Source organism: Mesorhizobium sp. P171375, from assembly GCF_057786075.1.
Genome location: NZ_JBYNWF010000001.1, coordinates 1806761 through 1823984 on the forward strand (window position 1 = coordinate 1806761; position 17224 = coordinate 1823984).

Genomic DNA, 17224 nt, shown 5'->3' on the forward strand with positions numbered 1-17224 from the left:
TGGCCCATTCGTCGTCCACCGGGCCTGTTTGGTCAAAATGCCACGCCCCAAGCCTGTTCCTAACGATCCCAGATCGTGGCCTATTCCCTTGATGTGCATCAACTTTGTTTCACTACGATGCCTTGGGCCGCTGAGACTGTTACGGACTTAACACACCGGTCTTGTATAGCCCTGCGGCGGTCTTTCCAGTAAGGCGGCATTTGAGACAGTTTCCGATAAATCTTGAATAGCGAGGGTACGGAATGACGGTTTTGGTGACAGGCGGCGCCGGCTACATCGGCAGCCACATGGTCTGGGAACTGCTGGATGCCGGTGAAAGCGTCGTAGTGCTCGACCGGCTTTCCACCGGCTTCGAATGGGCGGTGGCGCCGGAGGCCAGACTGGTCGTCGGCGATGTTGCCGACAGGGAACTGGTCGGCCAGATCATCCGCGAGAACAGGGTCGATGCGATCATTCATTTCGCCGGCTCGATCGTGGTTCCCGAATCGGTTGCCGATCCTCTCGCCTATTACGAGAACAACACCTCGAAGACCCGCACGCTGATCGAAACCGCGGTGGGCGAGGGCGTGCCGCATTTCATCTTCTCCTCCACCGCCGCCGTCTATGGCGGCGCGGGACTGGAGCCGGTGCGCGAGGATGCCCGCCTGGCGCCGGAATCGCCCTACGGCCTGTCCAAGCTGATGAGCGAATGGATGCTGCGCGATGCGGCGCTTGCCCATCCCTTGCGCTACACGGCGCTGCGCTATTTCAATGTCGCCGGCGCCGATCCCAAGGGCCGCACTGGCCAGTCGACCCCGGGCGCCACTCATCTGATCAAGGTCGCCTGTGAGACCGCGCTCGGCAAGCGTCCCTTCATGCAGGTGTTCGGCACCGACTATCCGACGCCGGACGGCACCTGCATGCGCGACTACATCCATGTCAGCGACCTGGCCGCGGCGCATCGCCTGGCGCTGGAGCGGCTGCGCGCCGGGGGGCAGAGCCTCGTCGCCAATTGCGGCTACAGCCATGGCTATTCAGTGCTCGAGGTCATCGACAGCGTGCGCCGCGCCTTCGGCCGGGATTTTGAGGTCAAGATGGGCGACCGCCGTCCGGGCGACGCCGCCGCCGTGGTCGCCAATTCGGATCTTGCCCGCGCCGAACTCGGCTGGACCCCGCAACGCGACGATCTCGATCAGATCGTCACTGATGCGCTCGCCTGGGAGCGCATCCTGACCGGCAAGAACTCAGCGCGGGGCTGAGCTAGGTCCGCCCAAGGCCTCGCAAGGCGCGCGGCGAAGCGCTATTGAAGGCATTCGCAAGCAAAGCGTGGAGGCGCTGCGCCGCGAAGAGCTTGGGGGAACGGCATGAGGATAACGGTGCTCGGGGCCGGCGTTGTCGGTACGGCGGCCGCCTATTATTTGGCCGCCGACGGCCACGAGGTCACCGTGATCGAGCGGCATCCGGCGCCGGCGCGCGGCACAAGCCAGTCCAATGCTGGCCTGGTCTCGCCCGGTGACGCCACCGCCTGGGCCTCGCCGGCGGCGCTCAAGACGTTTTTGCGCGCGCTCTGGAACCATGATCTCGGCATCAAGGTTAGGCTGCGCTTCGATCCCTATTTCCTCGTATGGAGCCTGCGCTTCCTGCGCCAATGCACGGTGACCCGCCTGCGCGCCAACAGCCGGGTCAAACTACGGCTGGCGCTCTATTCGCGCGACTGCATCAACGCCATCTCGGCCGACACCGGCATCCACTATGACGAGCGCAAGAAGGGCATCCTCTATTTCTTCCGCTCGCAGCACAGTCTCGACACCGGCACCGACAATTATCGCTATCTGGCCGAGCACGGCCTGCCGATCGAGATCGTCGGCCGCGACCGGCTGATCGAGCTGGAGCCGGGCCTCGCCGGCGTGAAGGAAAAGATCGCCGGCGGCGTCTATTCGCCGATCGACCAGACGGGCGATTCCAGGCTTTTCGTCGAAAAGCTCGCCGTGCACGCCACCGAAAAGCTCGGCGTAAAATTTCTCTATGGCACGACGGTCGAAGGAGTCGATATCGACGGCGACCGCGTACGTGCAGTGATGACCTCGGCCGGTCCCATCGCAGGCGACGCGGTGGTCATCTCGATGGGGCCGGAAAGCGGGCTGCTCGGCCGCCGTTACGGCATCGACCTGCCGGTCTATCCGGTGAAAGGGTACACCGCGACCATTCCGTTGGAGGATGAGAGCAAGGGCCCGACCATGGGCGGCGCCGACGAGGACCAACTGATCGCCTATTCCAGGCTGGGCAACCGCTTGCGGCTCGCTTCGACCGCCGAATTCACCGGCTTCGACCGCACCCATCGTCCAAGCGACTTCGCCGCCATGTTCCGGACCGGCAAGGATCTGTTCCCCGGCGCCTTCGACGAGAAGAAGGCCGAACTCTGGGCGGGTCTCAGGCCGATGATGCCGAACTCGGTACCGGTCATCGGCCAGGCGCGCTACAAAAACCTCTATCTCGACACCGGCCACGGCCATGTCGGCTGGACCATGGCCTGCGGCTCCGGCAAATTCCTGGCGGACCTCATCGCCGGCCGCAAGCCGGAGATCGACCCGCAAGGTCTGGTCTACGGAGGCTAGGTATGTCGGGACCGCAAGTCGCCATCGACCTCGGCCGCATCGAGCGCAACGCGCGCACCATTGTCGAACGCTGTGCGCTGTCGGGCATCAAGGTGTTCGGTGTCACCAAGGGCACCTGCGGGATGCCGCAAGTGGCGCGCGCCATGCTGCGCGGTGGTGTCGCCGGCATCGCCGAATCGCGTTTCGAAAACATCCGCCGGCTGCGCGACAGCGGCATCAGCGCGCCGATCATGCTGTTGCGCAGCCCGCCAATGGCGCGCGTCGAGGAGGTGGTGCGCACGGTCGACATCAGCCTGCAGTCCGAGCTGACCACGATCCGCGAGATATCGCGCATCGCCGAGCGCATGGGCCGCGTCCACGACATCATGCTGATGATCGATCTGGGCGACCTCCGAGAGGGCATCTGGCCGAGCGACCTCATCCCCACCGTAGAGCAGATCCTGCAATTCAAGGGCGTGCGCATTGCTGGCATCGGCACCAATCTCGGCTGCTTCGGCGCCATCATGCCGACGCCGGAAAATCTCGGCCAGCTCGTCGCCCATGCCTACAAGACCGAGCGCCTGTCCGGCAAAAGCCTCGACTTCATTTCCGGCGGCGCTTCGTCATCGCTGACGCTGCTGCTTGAAGGCAAGTTGCCGGCCGGCATCAACAATCTCCGGGTGGGCGAGGCGATCCTGCAAGGCGGCATCGAGACCTTCCGCGATGTGCCATGGCCGGAACTCGAACCCGATGCCTGCCGGCTGACCAGCGACATCATCGAGGTCAAGCTCAAACCGTCGCGGCCGATCGGTGAATCCGGCTACGACGCTTTCGGCAATCAGCCGGTCTTCCCCGACGAGGGCGACCGGCTACGCGCCATCGCCAATATCGGCCGCGAGGACGTGCTGGTCGAAGGGCTGACGCCGATCGCCAAGGGCATACGCGTACTCGGCGCCTCCAGCGACCATCTGCTGCTCGACGTGCAGGACGCCGATCCGCGCCCTGCCGTCGGTGACCGCGTCGCCTTCCGCATGAACTATGGCGCCATGCTTTTGGCGATGACGTCGGAATATGTCGAGAAGGCGCCGATGCACGACGTGGCGGATTTCTCCGGCCGCAAGATGGTGTCGATCTCGGCCGAACAAGAAGCCGCCGGCATCCTTGCGCGAGAGGGAACCGGCGCGCGGCTGGAGGCGATGAACTTCGATGTGGTGGAACTCGCCGATGTCGAGCGCCCGCCATCGGGCTTGATCCGGCTCGCTGCTGGCGCCGACCGCCGTATCGCCCACAAGGCACTGACCGCGACGGCGCGCGCGACGCATTCCTTCGGCCTGATCTGGATCGATTCCATCGCCGCGCTGATGCCCGAGGACGAAGACGCCACTGCTATGCCGGAAGCCTCGGTGCTGGCGCGCACACTTGGTCTCGATCACAAGGCGGGTGCGCTGCAGCCGCAGCTGTCGCCGGAAAATGTCGTCATCATCGGCCTGCGCCACGCCGATCCGGCCGAAGCGCGGGTGCTGAAGGATTCGCGTGTCTCGGCCTTCACCATGACCGACATCGACGCCATGGGCATGCGCGACCTCATGCATGAGGCGATCCGCATCGCCACCTCGGGTACGCAAGGCTTCCATGTCAGCTACTCGCCCACAGTCACCGAATTCGCCGGCTGGGCAGCAGGCTCCGGCGGACTGACGGTGCGCGAAACGCATCAGGCGATGGAAGCGATCTCGCTCTCCGGCGGCCTGCTGTCGATGGATGTCTCGGGCCTGACCGCCGATCTTGAGCCAAGGATCGGCACAGACGTGGTCAACTTCGTCATGTCGGCCTTCGGCAAGCGGATTTTGTGATCAGCCCTGCGCTCGTACAGCCGCGCGCCACGCGCTGACATAGTCTGGCCAGACCGGGTCGGTCTGCGGCTCTATTCTCTCGCCCTTGCCGTGCGCTGTTACCTGATCCGTTGCCAGCAGTGCCGCGCCGATGCTGGTGCCGGTGGCCGCCTCGGAGGCGATGACGGTGCGCGCGGTCGCCGCGGCCAGCATGCCGACAAAGAGGCGGTTGCGGGCAAACGGTCCTTCCACGGTGGTCGGGCCATCCGCGCCGATCAGCTCGAGGCAGGTCGCCGTCATCAGCGCCAGATAGAACGAGATGGCGGCGAAGCGCTCGCCCTTGCTGATGCCCTCGGCATTGAGCCATGCCGCGGCATGGTGCGGAAAAGGCCCCGATCCCCGCTGTGTCGAAGGCAAAAGCAGCATTCTTCTTGTCAGAACGGCGAGCACATCGCTGCCGTTGCAATCCTGCGGTTTGTCCTTGGTCAGCAGGGAAAACTCACGGCCACCCATGAAGCGGGCCGAGGGCACGGGAGCGCCCAGCGCGCTGACATTGACCAGCGTGTCGCGCGCCGCATCGAGTGCAATCTCCCTGCCGCCGACGGCCATCGACACCACCCAGGTGCCGGTCGAGACGACGGAAAAGGGCGGCTTATCGGAGAGAAGATGCGGCAGCAGCGAGGCATTGGAATCGTGCAAGCCGCAGAAGACTGGCGTCTGCGGACCAAGCCCGGTTCGCGCGGCAAGCGCCGGCAGGATCGGCCCGAGGCGATCACTGGCCGACCGCACCGGCGCCATCAGGCCGCGCCATTTCAGGCTGTCGACCATCGAGGAAAAATCGGCTTTCCACGGACTCCACAGGTCGGTGTGGCAGCCGAGTGATGTCACCTCGTTGGCGGCGACGCCAGTCAGCCGCAGCGCCCAATATTGCGGGTACATCAGCATCGCGGCGGCCCTGGCGAATTCCGAGGGAAAACGGTTCTGCTGCCAGAAAAATTGTGCACCGAGATTGAGGCCAAGCGGCAGGCGCGGCGTACCGCTCTCAGTGAAGGGTGGACGGATCGCGTCATACTCCGCCCCCAGCCTGTCGGGGCCGTCGAATTCATAGTCGAGGACAGGCAGCACCAATTCGCCTGCGGCGTCGACCAGCACGCCTGTTGCGCCATGGGTGGTGATCGAAATGGCGTCGATGCGCTGTTCGCGGTTGAGGCTGGCCAGGCTGTTGAGGATGAATGTCCACAGCGCCTCGACATCGTGATGCGGGTAGGGCGGCTGCCGCAGCGGCGCATTGGCCATCCGGCGCAAAGCCACCTCGCTCAGCGTGACGAGATCGACCAGCGCCACCTTGGCGTTGGTCTTGCCGATATCGATGACGGCGATATGGCGCTGCCCACTCATGCCATATGGAACACTGTTTCCAGCTGCACGGCCACCGGCTCGTTGTCGGGCTTCGTTTCCATGATGTCGGCCATGTGGGCCCACCAGCGCTGCATAACCGGATGTTTCGGCAGGTCGGCCATACCATGATCGTCGCGCCGCCACAGCACGCCGAACAATATGCCCGTCTCTTCGTCGAGATGGATCGAATAGTCGGAGACGCCGGCTTGCTTCAGCAGCGCGACCAGCGACGGCCAGATCTCGTCATGGCGCTTTTTGTACTCGGCCTTCATGCCGGGCTTAAGCTGCATCTTGAAGGCGTATTTCTCAGGCATCAGCTGACACCACGCAGCCGCCGCCAGACGATCGGCAGCGCGATGACGATGATCAGCAGCAGGCCGATGAAGATCGACATGACGATGCCGGGTACATTGAGCAGGCCGAGCCCGAAGGTCACCAGCCCCATGATGAAGGCGGCGAGCACGACGCCCAAAATGCTGCCGGAGCCGCCCAGAATGCTGACGCCGCCGAGCACCACCATGGTGATGACTTCGAGCTCATACCCCTGCGCGATCGACGGCCGCGTCGAGCCGAGCCGCGAGGTGATCAGCACCGAGGCGATGCCCGCCATCAGCCCGGTCAGGCAAAACAGGATGAATTTGATGCGGTCGACGCGCACGCCGGAAAACTGCGCCGCGACCGGGTTGTTGCCGATAGCAAAGACGCGACGGCCGAAACTCGTGCGATGCAGCAGGAACCAGTAGATCATCGCCGCGATGAGGAAGAGCACCAGCTCGAACGACACCACCCACCAGACGTAACCCTGGCCGAAGAAAGCGAAGCTCTCGGGGTAGCCCTTGTAGGCCTGGTCGCCGAGGATGATGAAGGCGATGCCGCGAAACAGGCTCATCGTGCCGATGGTGACAACGATGGATGGCAGGCCAAGCCGGGTCACCAATAGCCCGTTGAAGGCGCCGCAGCCGAGCCCGACGACAATGCCGATCAGCACCAGCACAGGTGTGTCCGCGCCGGCCTGCACCGCCATGCCCATCATGGTCGACGCGAGCGCGACGATAGCGGCGACCGAAAGGTCGATCTCGCCCGAAATAATCAGCAGCGCCATGGCAAAGGCGATGAGGCCCTTCTCGGTGAAATTGAAGGTCAGATCCGACAGCGAGTAGGCATCGAGGAAATAGGGCGAGGCGAAACTGTTGACGGCAAAGATCGCGACCGCCACCACGACCAGCAGCGCCTCCCACGAAAAGATCGCCGAGGAGAGCGGCTTGTCGAGCCGGTCGGGAATGTGGCGCGGGGCAGGGATGTCGCTCATGCCGCCTCCGCTTTCCGCAGGATGATGCGGCCCTGCTGGCGTTCGCCACGCGCATTGAGCACGACGGCCAGGATGATGGCGCTGCCCGAAATCGCCATCTGCCAGAAGGGCGAGATGTTGATGACCGGCAGCGCGTTGGAGATGATGCCGAGGAACAGTGCGCCAAGCACCGCGCCGCCGACAGAGCCGATACCGCCGGCGATCGAAATGCCGCCGATGACACAGGCGGCGATGATGTTGAGCTCATAGCCGTTGGCGACCTCGACCGAGGCGATGACATAGCGCGAGATCCAGAGATAACCTGAGAGACCGCCGATCATGCCGGAGATGCAGAAGACGATGAACTTCGTCCGCCCGACATCGATTCCGGCATAGACTGACGCCGTCGGGTTGACGCCGATGGCGTAGATCGAGCGGCCAAGCGCGGTGCGTGTCATCACGACGAAGAACAGCGCGATGACCAGGATGGCGATCCAGGACAGAACTGGAATGCCGAGGAAGGCGGCGCGCTGGAAACCGATGAAATCGGGGCTCATCTTGTCGGCATTGACCCAGGCGCCGCTGGACAGGACGAAGGTGGCGCCGCGATAGATGGTGAGCGTGCCCAAAGTCACCACGATCGACGGGATGTTCAGCCGCCACACCAGCAGGCCGTTGATGGCGCCGAGCGCCAGCCCGACGGCAAGCGCGATAGCGATCAGCAGCGGGATCGGGATCGCCGGATGCGCGGCGTTCAGCATCGCCACCACCATGCCGGTGAAGCACAGGTTGGAGGCCATCGACAGGTCGATCGACCGCGTCAGGATGACAACCATCTGTCCCAGAGCCAGGATCATCAGGATCGAGGTGTCGTTGAACACCTGGCCGAGATTGCCGGGGTCGGCAAAGGCCGGGAAGCGTGTCGAGATCAGGCCGATCAAAACGACGATGGCCGCTGCCAGCCAGATCTCGCGGTATTTCAGGAGAGCCTTCATGCCGCGATCCCCGCTGCCGTCCTGACCAGCGTTTCGGCGTCCAGCCCCTTATTGTCGTAGACCGCCGCAACCAGGCCCTCGCGCATGACGACGACGCGGTCGGACATGCCGAGGATTTCGGGCAGTTCCGACGACACCATGATCACAGACAGGCCTTGGGCCACGAGCTCGGCCATGAAACCGTGCACGGCGGCCTTGGAGCCGATATCGATGCCTTTGGTCGGCTCGTCCAGGATGATCACCTTGGGCGCGGTCGCCAGCCATTTGGCAATGACGATCTTTTGCTGGTTGCCGCCCGACAACGTGCCGACATCCTGGCTGAGTGAGGAGGCGCGCAGGTCCAGCCGCTCGGTGTAGGAGCGGGCGAGCGAAAATTCTTCCGCCAGCCGCAGCAGGCCGGATTTGGATGTTCGCTTGAGCGAAGGCAGCGAGACATTCTGGAAGATCGGCAGGCCGATCACCACGCCTTGCTTGCCACGTTCCTCCGGCACGTAGACGATGCCGGCTTCGATCGAATCCGCCGCCGATCTTGGCGCGATCGCCTTGCCTTCCAGTATGATCGTGCCGCCCGATATGCGGGTTATGCCTGAAATCGCCTGCATCACCTCGCTGCGCCCGGCGCCGACAAGGCCATAGAAACCGAGGATCTCGCCTCTGTGCAGCTCGAAGCCGATATCGTTGAATTCGGTCGGGTGCGACAGGCCAGAGACCGACAGCACCGGCGCGCCGATCTCGGCCTTGCGCTGCGGAAAGATGTGATCGACGGAGCGGCCGACCATCATGCGCACGATCTGGCTCTGGCCGGCATCCTTGATCAGCCCTTCGCCGACCATCTCGCCATCCCGGAACACAGTGTAGCGGTCCGCGATCCGATAAATCTCGTCGAACTTGTGGCTGATGAACAGGATCGCCTTGCCTTCCTCCTTGAGGAATTCGATCAGCAGGAAAAGCTCCTCGATCTCCTTCATCGAAAGGGCGGCGGTCGGCTCGTCCATGATGACAATCTGCGCGTCGATCGACATGGCCCGCGCCACCGCGACCAGGTGCTTGTTGGCGATGCCGAGGTCCTTCAGCCGCGCATCGGCGTCGATATGGCCGGCATGCATGGTGTCGAGCACTTCGCGTGCATTCTTGCGCATGGTGCGCCAGTCGATGGTGCCGAACCGTGTGCGCGGCGCATGGCCGAGAAAGATATTTTCGGCGACCGTCAAATCGTCGAACAGCACGGTTTCCTGATGAATGGCGGTGACGCCATGGCCGAAGGCGGCATGAGCGCTGGGCAAGGCCACCGGCTGGCCGTCAATGCTGATCGTGCCGGTGTCGGGCTGGTAGATGCCGGTCATGATCTTGACCAGCGTCGACTTGCCGGCGCCGTTCTCGCCGATCAGCGCGGTCACCTGGCCGGGGTAAAGCGACAGGCTGACATTGTGCAGCGCGCGCACGCCGGGAAAGCTTTTGGAGACGCCGGACAGCGTCAGGCGCGGGGTAGCCTTACCCTCCCCCTTGTGGGGAGGGTCGCGAACGATGTGAGCGGGGTCTACTAGCATATCAAGGTCCTGGCACATGGAGATGTCGCCACCCCCACCCCGTCTCGCCGGTTTTGCTTCGCAAGACCGCCTCGCCAACCCTCCCCACAAGGGGGAGGGTACTGGCGCCCAGATCAATAGATCTTGGAGAACTTCTCGATGTTGGTCTTGTCGAACTGGAAGGGCGGAGCCATCGCAGCCGAGTTCGAGTCGTCGAGCGTGACCTTGCCGACGCGGCCGATCGACAGTGTTGCGCCGGGCTTCGCCTCTTCCTTCTTCACCGCCAGATCATGGGCGAGGTAGACGGCGGAGTAGCCGAGGTCGATCGGGTTCCACAGCGCGACCGCCTGGCTGGAACCATTGTCGATGAACTTCTTGAACTCCGACGGCAGCGCCAGGCCGGTGACATTGACCTTGCCGATCAGGTTTGCGTCGGTGACAACCTGGGCGGCGGCGACGACGCCGACGGTGGTCGGCGCGATGATCGCCTTGAGGTTCGGATAGGATTTCAGCAGGCCCTTGGCTTCGTCGGTGCTCTTGGCCGAATCGTCATCGCCATAGACGGTGGCGACGAGTTTGATCTTGGGGAATTTCTCCGGCAGCACCTGCTTGGCCGCTTCGATCCAGGCGTTCTGGTTGGTCGCGGTCGACGAAGCCGACAGGATGGCGACTTCGCCGCCTTCCGGCAGATAGTCGGCGGCGAGCTTGATGATGGTCTCGCCGATCAGGCCGGTGTCGGACGGGTTGAGATGCAGCTGGCGGCCTTCCTTGGCGACGCCCGAATCCCACGAGATGACGGTGATGCCGCGCTCCATCGCCTTCTTCAGCACCGGCACCAACGCGTCGGCGTCATTGGCCGAAATCGCGATGGCGTTGACCTTCTGCGCGATCAGCGAATTGACCACTTCGATCTGCGCTTCGGCGGTCGCCTTGGTCGGGCCGGTGTAGATGATGTCGACATCGCCGAGTTCCTTGGCCGCCTCTTCGGCGCCCTTGTTGGCGGCGTCGAAGAAGCCGTTGCCGAGCGACTTCACCACCAGCGCGATCTTGACGTTCTCGGCATAGGCGGCGTTCACGAACATGGCGGCCGAGAATGCCGCCGTCACCATCAATTTCTTCAAGAAGCTCATTGTATTTCCTCCCTTTGAGCGTTGCATTCCATCGTCGCTGCGGTTGGTCTCAGGCCTGCAGCGAAGATTCTTCCTTTGCCGACTTGCGGGCGACGATCAGCGTCACACCTGCGGTTTCCAGCATGTTGGCTTCGCGATCCTCGATGCCGTCATCGGTGATGACCGTGGCGATGCGCTTCAGCCCGCACAGGATCAGGCTGGAGCGCTGGCGGAATTTCGAGGAATCGACCAGCACCACCAGCTCGTCGGCCTGGTCGATCAGCTTCTGCTCCGCCTGGATCAGAAGCGGGTCGCCTTCCATCAGGCCGAGTGGGCCGAGCCCCTGCGCACCCATGAACATGCGGCGCGCATAGAAATTGCGCGTCACGTCATTGTCGAAGGGCGACAGGATGATGTTCTGTTCGCGGTAGATCGTGCCGCCCGACAGCATCACCGTGTTCTTCGAATGCTTGAGCAGATGCTCGGCGATCGGGAACGAATTGGTGAAGATCGGCATGCGGCGTCCGGTCAGGAAATGCACCATCTGGAAGGTGGTGGTGCCGCCATTGATGATGATCGGCTCGCCGTCTGTGCAGAGTTCCACCGCTTCGCGCGCAATCGCCCGCTTCTGCGACGCATTCAGCGTTTCGTTGACGGAAAAGGGCCGGCCGGCGAGGCCGATGAACTGTGGAGGCGAGATTGCCTCGGCGCCGCCGCGCACCCGGCGCAGGCGCTTTTGTACGTGAAGGGCTGCGATATCGCGCCGGATCGTCGCCTCGGACGAGTCCGTCAGGTCGACCATCTCCTGCACCGTCACCACAGGCTTTTCCTGGACGGCGGACAGAATGATCCTGTGGCGCTCTTTTTCGTGCATGGTTCCTCCCTGCATGGTCATGAGGCACTAGAAAACAACCAGTGTCAATCATTTCCGATCATATAATTTCATTGTGCAGTGCAATATGATCGATATTGATCGTTTGTGATTGACAAGCAGCGTGCTTGCGTAGACATTTCCGGCAAAATGGATCGCGCCTTTTTGCGTCCCAGGGAGGATAATTATGCTCGACAAGCGCTCCGGCTCGCGCCTTGCCAATCTGTGGGACGATGCGAAAGCCGAAGGGATGAGCGGGCCTGAGCTTCTGGTCTATCGATCGAACACGCTCGGCTCCGACAAGCGCGTCACCAACTATGGCGGCGGCAACACCTCCTCGAAAATCTGGCAGAAGGACCCGCTCACCGGCGATGATGTCGAAGTGCTCTGGGTCAAGGGCTCGGGCGGCGATAGCGCCTCGATCAAGCTTGACGGTTTCGCCACGCTCTACATGGACAAACTGCAGGCGCTGAAAGGCCTCTATCGTGGTGTCGCGCATGAGGACGAGATGGTGGGCTATCTGCCCCACTGCACCTTCAGCCTCAATCCGCGCGCGGCCTCGATCGACACGCCGCTGCACGCCTATGTTCCGAAGCCTTTCGTCGATCACATGCATCCCGATGCCATCATCGCCATTGCTGCGGCGAAGGATTCCAAGGCGCTGACAAAAGAAATCTTCGGCGACGCCATTGGCTGGCTGCCATGGAAGCGGCCCGGTTTCGAACTCGGCCTGTGGCTGGAAAAATTCTGCGTCGAACACCCCGAGGCCAAGGGCGTCATCCTCGAAAGCCACGGCCTGTTTACCTGGGGCGACACGCCGAAGGAATGCTACGAGACGACGATCTCGGTCATCAACCAGGCGATCGAATGGTTCGAGCGCCGCTCCGAAGGCCTCGCCATCTTCGGCGGCGAAGTCGTGAAATCGCTCGACGCCGCTGAGCGCCGGGCGATTGCGGCAAGACTGATGCCGAGGATCCGCGGCCTGATCTCGGAGAAGAGCCACAAGCTCGGCCATTTCGATGACCAACCCGCGGTGCTCGAATTCGTCAACTCCAGGGATTTGCGCCCGCTGGCCGCCCTCGGCACCTCATGTCCCGACCATTTCCTGCGCACGAAAATCCGCCCGCTGGTGATCGAGTTCGATCCGGCCAAGCCTGATGTCGATGCGGTCATCGCGCGCCTTGCCGATGACATTGCCGCCTATCGTGTCGGCTACCAAGCCTATTACGACAGCTGCAAGCACCCGGACTCGCCCGCCATCCGCGATCCCAATGCCGTGGTCTACCTGATGCCCGGCGTCGGCATGTTCACCTTCGCCGGCGACAAGGCGACGGCCCGCATCTCGGGTGAATTCTACGTCAACGCCATCAATGTCATGCGCGGCGCCTCGACCGTCTCGTCCTATGTCGGCCTGCCCGCGCAGGAGGCTTTCGACATCGAATACTGGCTGCTCGAGGATCTGAAGCTACAGCGCATGCCGAAGCCCAAGTCGTTAGCCGGCCAGATCGCACTGGTTACGGGCGGCGCCGGCGGCATCGGCCGGGCAACGGCCAACCGGCTGCTGCGCGAGGGTGCCTGCGTCGTGCTGGCCGACATCGATGAAGCCGCTCTCGCCAGCGCCAACGACGAGCTGGCCAAGGCCTATGGCAAGGATTTCGTCCGCCCGGTGCTAATCAACGTTACTGCCGAAGAGCAGGTCATCTCAGGTTTTGCCGAGACGGCAGTCGAGTTCGGCGGCATCGACATCCTGGTCTCCAACGCCGGCCTGGCATCCTCGGCGCCGATCGAGGAAACCACGCTGGCGCTGTGGAACAAGAACATGGACATCTTGTCGACCGGCTATTTCCTGGTCTCGCGCGAAGCCTTCCGGCTGTTCCGCGCCCAGAAGATCGGCGGCAATGTCGTCTTCGTCGCCTCCAAGAACGGCCTGGCCGCTTCGCCCAACGCCGCCGCCTATTGCACCGCCAAGGCCGCCGAGATCCATCTCGCCCGCTGCCTGGCGCTGGAGGGCGCGGAAGCGCAGATCCGGGTCAATGTCGTCAATCCGGATGCCGTGCTGCGTGGCTCGAAAATCTGGACCGGCGAGTGGAAGGAACAGCGCGCCGCCGCCTACAAGATGTCGACCGACGATCTGGAGGAGCACTACCGCTCGCGCTCGATGCTGAAGCGCTCGGTCTTCCCGGAAGACATCGCCGAAGCGATCTATTTCTTCGCCTCCGACATGTCGGCCAAATCCACCGGCAACATCATCAATGTCGACGCCGGCAACGCGCAGAGCTTTACGCGCTAGTCTCTTTACCCTCCCCCTTGTGGGGAGGGTCGGCAGGCAGTCGCCGCGAAGCGGTGAATGCCAGACGGGGTGGGGGTCCCCCTCCCGGCCCTACGGGCCACCCTCCCCACAAGGGGGAGGGTAAGGCTGCATCTTTGGGAGGAATAGCACTTGTCCGAAACCATCATCTCCGCCGACCTCGTCGCCAGCCACAACGCCGCCCGCAAGCCCGACCTCGAACGCGACTACGCCTCGCTCGGCGAACGCCTCGACCGTCGCGGCATCGTCATCGACGCCATCCGCGACAAGGTCGAAAAATTCGCCGTCGCGATCCCGTCCTGGGGCGTCGGCACCGGCGGCACCCGCTTTGCCCGTTTTCCCGGCGCCGGCGAGCCGCGCGACATCTTCGACAAGATCGAGGACTGCGCCGTCATCAGCCAGTTGACGCAGGCGACACCGACCGTCTCGCTGCACATCCCCTGGGACAAGGCCGACCCGAACCGGCTGAAGCAGGCGGCCTCGCGCTTCGGCCTCGGCTTCGACGCCATGAACTCCAACACCTTCTCCGACGCGAAGGACCAGAAGCTCTCCTACAAATTCGGCTCGCTGTCACATGCCGATGCCGGCACCCGCCGGCAAGCGGTCGAGCACAATCTCGAATGCATCGAGATCGGCAAGACGCTTGGTTCGAAGGCGCTGACGGTGTGGATCGGCGACGGTTCGAATTTCCCGGGCCAGGTGAATTTCGCCAAAGCCTTCGAGCGCTATCTCGACGCCATGAAGGAGATTTACGCCGGCCTGCCGGCCGACTGGAAACTGTTCACCGAGCACAAGATGTACGAGCCGGCCTTCTATTCGACCGTCGTGCAGGATTGGGGCACCAACTACCTCATCGCCAGAGAGCTCGGCGACAAGGCCTTCTGCCTGGTCGACCTCGGCCACCATGCGCCCAACGTCAACATCGAGATGATCGTGTCGCGGCTGATCCAGTTCAAAAAACTCGGCGGCTTCCACTTCAACGATTCCAAATATGGCGACGACGATCTCGATGCCGGTTCGATCGACCCCTACCGGCTGTTCCTCGTCTTCAACGAACTGGTCGATGCCGAGCTCTCCGGCGCCGAAGGCTTTGACCCCGCCCACATGCTCGACCAGAGCCACAACGTCACCGACCCGATCGAAAGCCTGATGCTGTCGGCGGTCGAGGTGCAGCGCGCCTATGCGCAGGCGCTGCTGGTCGACCGCAAGGCGCTCGAAGGTTTCCAGGACGGCAATGACGCGCTGATGGCGACGCAAACGCTCAAAAGCGCCTACCGCACCGATGTCGAGCCGATCCTGGCCATGGCGCGGCTGAAGGGCGGCGGCGCCATTGATCCGGTCGCCGCGTATCGTGCGGCAGGATACAGGGCGAAGGTCGCAGCGGAACGGCCTGCGGTTGCGGGTGGCAGCGGCGGGATTGTTTGAGGTTGGCTGATCTCCCCCACGAGGGGGAGTTTAGCAACTCCTCGGCCAGCGGGCGAACACCAATATGTGTTCACTCATATTGATGATGGACTCGACCGCTCCAAGTAGCTCTTCTAGGCACACTGAACTTGGAGCATCGCCATGCCCTTGACCCGCCGGACGCTGATTGGCGTCACCCTTTCGCTCGCAATAGCGCTGACGCCATCCGCAGCCGTCTTCGCTGCCTCGCCGCAGCCGGCGAAGGGCGAGCACGGCATGGTCGTGACCGCCCAGCATTTAGCGTCGGAAGCCGGCGTCGAGGTGCTGAAAAAGGGCGGCAACGCCGTCGATGCGGCGGTCGCCGTCGGCTATGCGCTCGCGGTCCTCTACCCTAATGCCGGCAATATCGGCGGCGGCGGGTTCATGACCATACGCTTCAAGGACGGCAAATCGACCTTCCTCGACTTTCGCGAGCGCGCGCCGCTGGCGGCAACCAAGACCATGTATCTCGACAAGGATGGCAAGCCGGTGAAGGGCGCCAGCCTTGATGGCTATCTCGCGGTAGGCGTGCCGGGTTCCGTGGCCGGTTTCGAGATGGCGCGCGAAAAATACGGCACGCTGCCACGCCAGGATTTGATGGCGCCGGCAATTGCCTATGCCAAGGATGGCTTCGTTCTCGACCAGGGTGACGCTGCTTCATTCGCAAGCAATGCCGCGCGGCTGGCGAAGGACCCTGCCGCGGCCGCCATCTTCCTGAAGCCGGACAGCAAGCCCTATGGCGCCGGCGAGCGTCTCCTCCAGCCCGACCTTGCTGCCTCGCTCGCCGCCATTTCCGAAAAAGGCGCCGATGCCTTCTACAAAGGCGCCATCGCCGATGCCATCGTCAAGACGAGCGGCGCCAAGGGCGGCATTCTCGCAAAGGCCGATTTCGAGCAGTATGCGGTGCGCGAACTGAAGCCGGTGAGCTGCACCTATCGCGGCTACGAGATCATCTCCTCGCCGCCGCCGAGCTCCGGTGGCGTCATCATCTGCGAAATCCTCAACGTGCTGGAAGGGTACCCGCTATCCTATCTCGGCGCCGACTCGGCCGAGACTGTGCATGTCATGGTCGAGGCGATGCGCCATGCCTATGTTGACCGCAACTCGGCCCTTGGCGATCCCGATTTCGTCGACAATCCGGTCTCGAAACTGCTCAACAAGGGGTACGCCAAGGACATCCGCGACAAGATCGACCCGTTCCGGGCGGCGGTCTCTCAGGACCTGATGCCGAAGGGCTTTGGCGAGTCGAACGAGACGACGCATTATTCGATCATCGACAATGACGGCAACGCGGTCGCGGTCACCTACACGCTGAACGGCTCGTTCGGCGCCGGTGTCGTTGCCGACGGCACTGGCATCCTGCTTAACAACGAGATGGACGATTTCACCCAGAAGCCCGGCGTGCCCAATCTCTACGGTCTGGTCCAGGGCGAGGCGAATGCCATCCAGCCGAAGAAGACGCCACTGTCGTCTATGAGCCCGACCGTCGTGGCCAAGGACGGCAAGCCGTTCATGGTCATCGGCAGCCCTGGCGGCTCACGCATCATCACCATCACGCTGGAAGCCATCGTCAACGTCATCGACCACGGCATGAACATCCAGGAGGCGATCGACGCGCCGCGCATCCATCATCAGTGGCTGCCCGATACGATCTATGTCGAACCGTTCGGCCTGTCGCCCGACACCGAAAAGCTGCTGGCCGGCATGGGCTACCACCTCGATCTCGCTGATTCGACCTGGGGCCAGGCGGCCGGCATTCTTGTCGGAGGCAAGAGCCTTGCGGAAATCGAGAAGGGTGGCGGCGCCCGCTACCACGGCGCCATCGACAGCCGCGCCGCATCCGGCGAGGCTCTAGGATACTAGATCACGATCAAACAAGGATCG

The 17224-nt window shown here is 63.2% G+C and carries 13 protein-coding genes; 6 read left to right on the forward strand and 7 right to left on the reverse strand.

Annotated elements, in window-relative coordinates; genetic code table 11:
• Nucleotides 1-242: 242 nt before the first annotated feature.
• From galE to ACYHH6_RS08745, 3 genes are all read left to right on the forward strand, one after another.
• Nucleotides 243-1238, forward strand: coding sequence for a UDP-glucose 4-epimerase GalE (gene galE / locus ACYHH6_RS08735; protein WP_352592764.1), 996 nt, complete (start codon nucleotides 243-245; stop codon nucleotides 1236-1238).
• Nucleotides 1239-1343: 105 nt separating this feature from the next.
• Nucleotides 1344-2594 carry a D-amino acid dehydrogenase gene (locus tag ACYHH6_RS08740; RefSeq protein WP_352592762.1) on the forward strand — a complete coding sequence of 417 codons (1251 nt, stop codon included), beginning with the start codon at nucleotides 1344-1346 and terminating at the stop codon, nucleotides 2592-2594.
• A 2-nt stretch (nucleotides 2595-2596) separates the two neighbouring features.
• Nucleotides 2597-4423 (forward strand): alanine racemase, encoded by a 1827-nt coding sequence (locus ACYHH6_RS08745; RefSeq protein ID WP_352592759.1) that lies wholly within the window; start codon nucleotides 2597-2599, stop codon nucleotides 4421-4423.
• Here the strand turns inward: ACYHH6_RS08745 and ACYHH6_RS08750 are convergent, their stop codons facing one another.
• From ACYHH6_RS08750 to ACYHH6_RS08780, 7 genes are all read right to left on the reverse strand, one after another.
• Complete coding sequence (locus tag ACYHH6_RS08750) at nucleotides 4424-5800, reverse strand: FGGY-family carbohydrate kinase (RefSeq protein ID WP_352592756.1); 1377 nt, start codon at nucleotides 5798-5800, stop codon at nucleotides 4424-4426.
• Nucleotides 5797-6114: an L-rhamnose mutarotase gene (gene rhaM, locus ACYHH6_RS08755; RefSeq protein ID WP_352592753.1), complete on the reverse strand. Its 318-nt coding sequence runs from the start codon at nucleotides 6112-6114 to the stop codon at nucleotides 5797-5799. The genes ACYHH6_RS08750 and rhaM overlap by 4 nt, the downstream gene beginning before the upstream one ends.
• Nucleotides 6114-7109, reverse strand: a complete 996-nt coding sequence (locus ACYHH6_RS08760; protein ID WP_352592750.1) for an ABC transporter permease — start codon at nucleotides 7107-7109, stop codon at nucleotides 6114-6116. Before ACYHH6_RS08760 ends, rhaM begins: the two co-directional genes overlap by 1 nt.
• The gene (locus tag ACYHH6_RS08765; RefSeq protein ID WP_352592747.1) at nucleotides 7106-8083 is read right to left on the reverse strand and encodes an ABC transporter permease; all 978 of its coding nucleotides are present in this window, start codon (nucleotides 8081-8083) and stop codon (nucleotides 7106-7108) included. The genes ACYHH6_RS08760 and ACYHH6_RS08765 overlap by 4 nt, the downstream gene beginning before the upstream one ends.
• Entirely contained in the window at nucleotides 8080-9630 is a 1551-nt protein-coding gene (locus ACYHH6_RS08770; RefSeq protein ID WP_352592744.1) for a sugar ABC transporter ATP-binding protein, read from the reverse strand. Before ACYHH6_RS08770 ends, ACYHH6_RS08765 begins: the two co-directional genes overlap by 4 nt.
• A gap of 113 nt (nucleotides 9631-9743) precedes the next feature.
• A complete protein-coding gene (gene rhaS / locus ACYHH6_RS08775; RefSeq protein WP_352592741.1) occupies nucleotides 9744-10739 on the reverse strand; it encodes a rhamnose ABC transporter substrate-binding protein in 996 nt (331 codons plus the stop codon).
• 49 nt (nucleotides 10740-10788) lie between these two features.
• Nucleotides 10789-11592 (reverse strand): DeoR/GlpR family DNA-binding transcription regulator, encoded by an 804-nt coding sequence (locus tag ACYHH6_RS08780; protein ID WP_192258893.1) that lies wholly within the window; start codon nucleotides 11590-11592, stop codon nucleotides 10789-10791.
• A 184-nt stretch (nucleotides 11593-11776) separates the two neighbouring features.
• On the opposite strand from ACYHH6_RS08780, the gene ACYHH6_RS08785 reads away from it, so the two are divergent.
• From ACYHH6_RS08785 to ggt, 3 genes are all read left to right on the forward strand, one after another.
• Nucleotides 11777-13879: a bifunctional rhamnulose-1-phosphate aldolase/short-chain dehydrogenase gene (locus ACYHH6_RS08785; protein WP_352592738.1), complete on the forward strand. Its 2103-nt coding sequence runs from the start codon at nucleotides 11777-11779 to the stop codon at nucleotides 13877-13879.
• 150 nt (nucleotides 13880-14029) lie between these two features.
• Entirely contained in the window at nucleotides 14030-15322 is a 1293-nt protein-coding gene (gene rhaI, locus ACYHH6_RS08790) for an L-rhamnose catabolism isomerase (RefSeq protein WP_352592735.1), read from the forward strand.
• Nucleotides 15323-15463: 141 nt separating this feature from the next.
• Nucleotides 15464-17203, forward strand: coding sequence for a gamma-glutamyltransferase (gene ggt / locus ACYHH6_RS08795; RefSeq protein WP_352592732.1), 1740 nt, complete (start codon nucleotides 15464-15466; stop codon nucleotides 17201-17203).
• The last annotated feature ends 21 nt before the right edge of the window (nucleotides 17204-17224 follow it).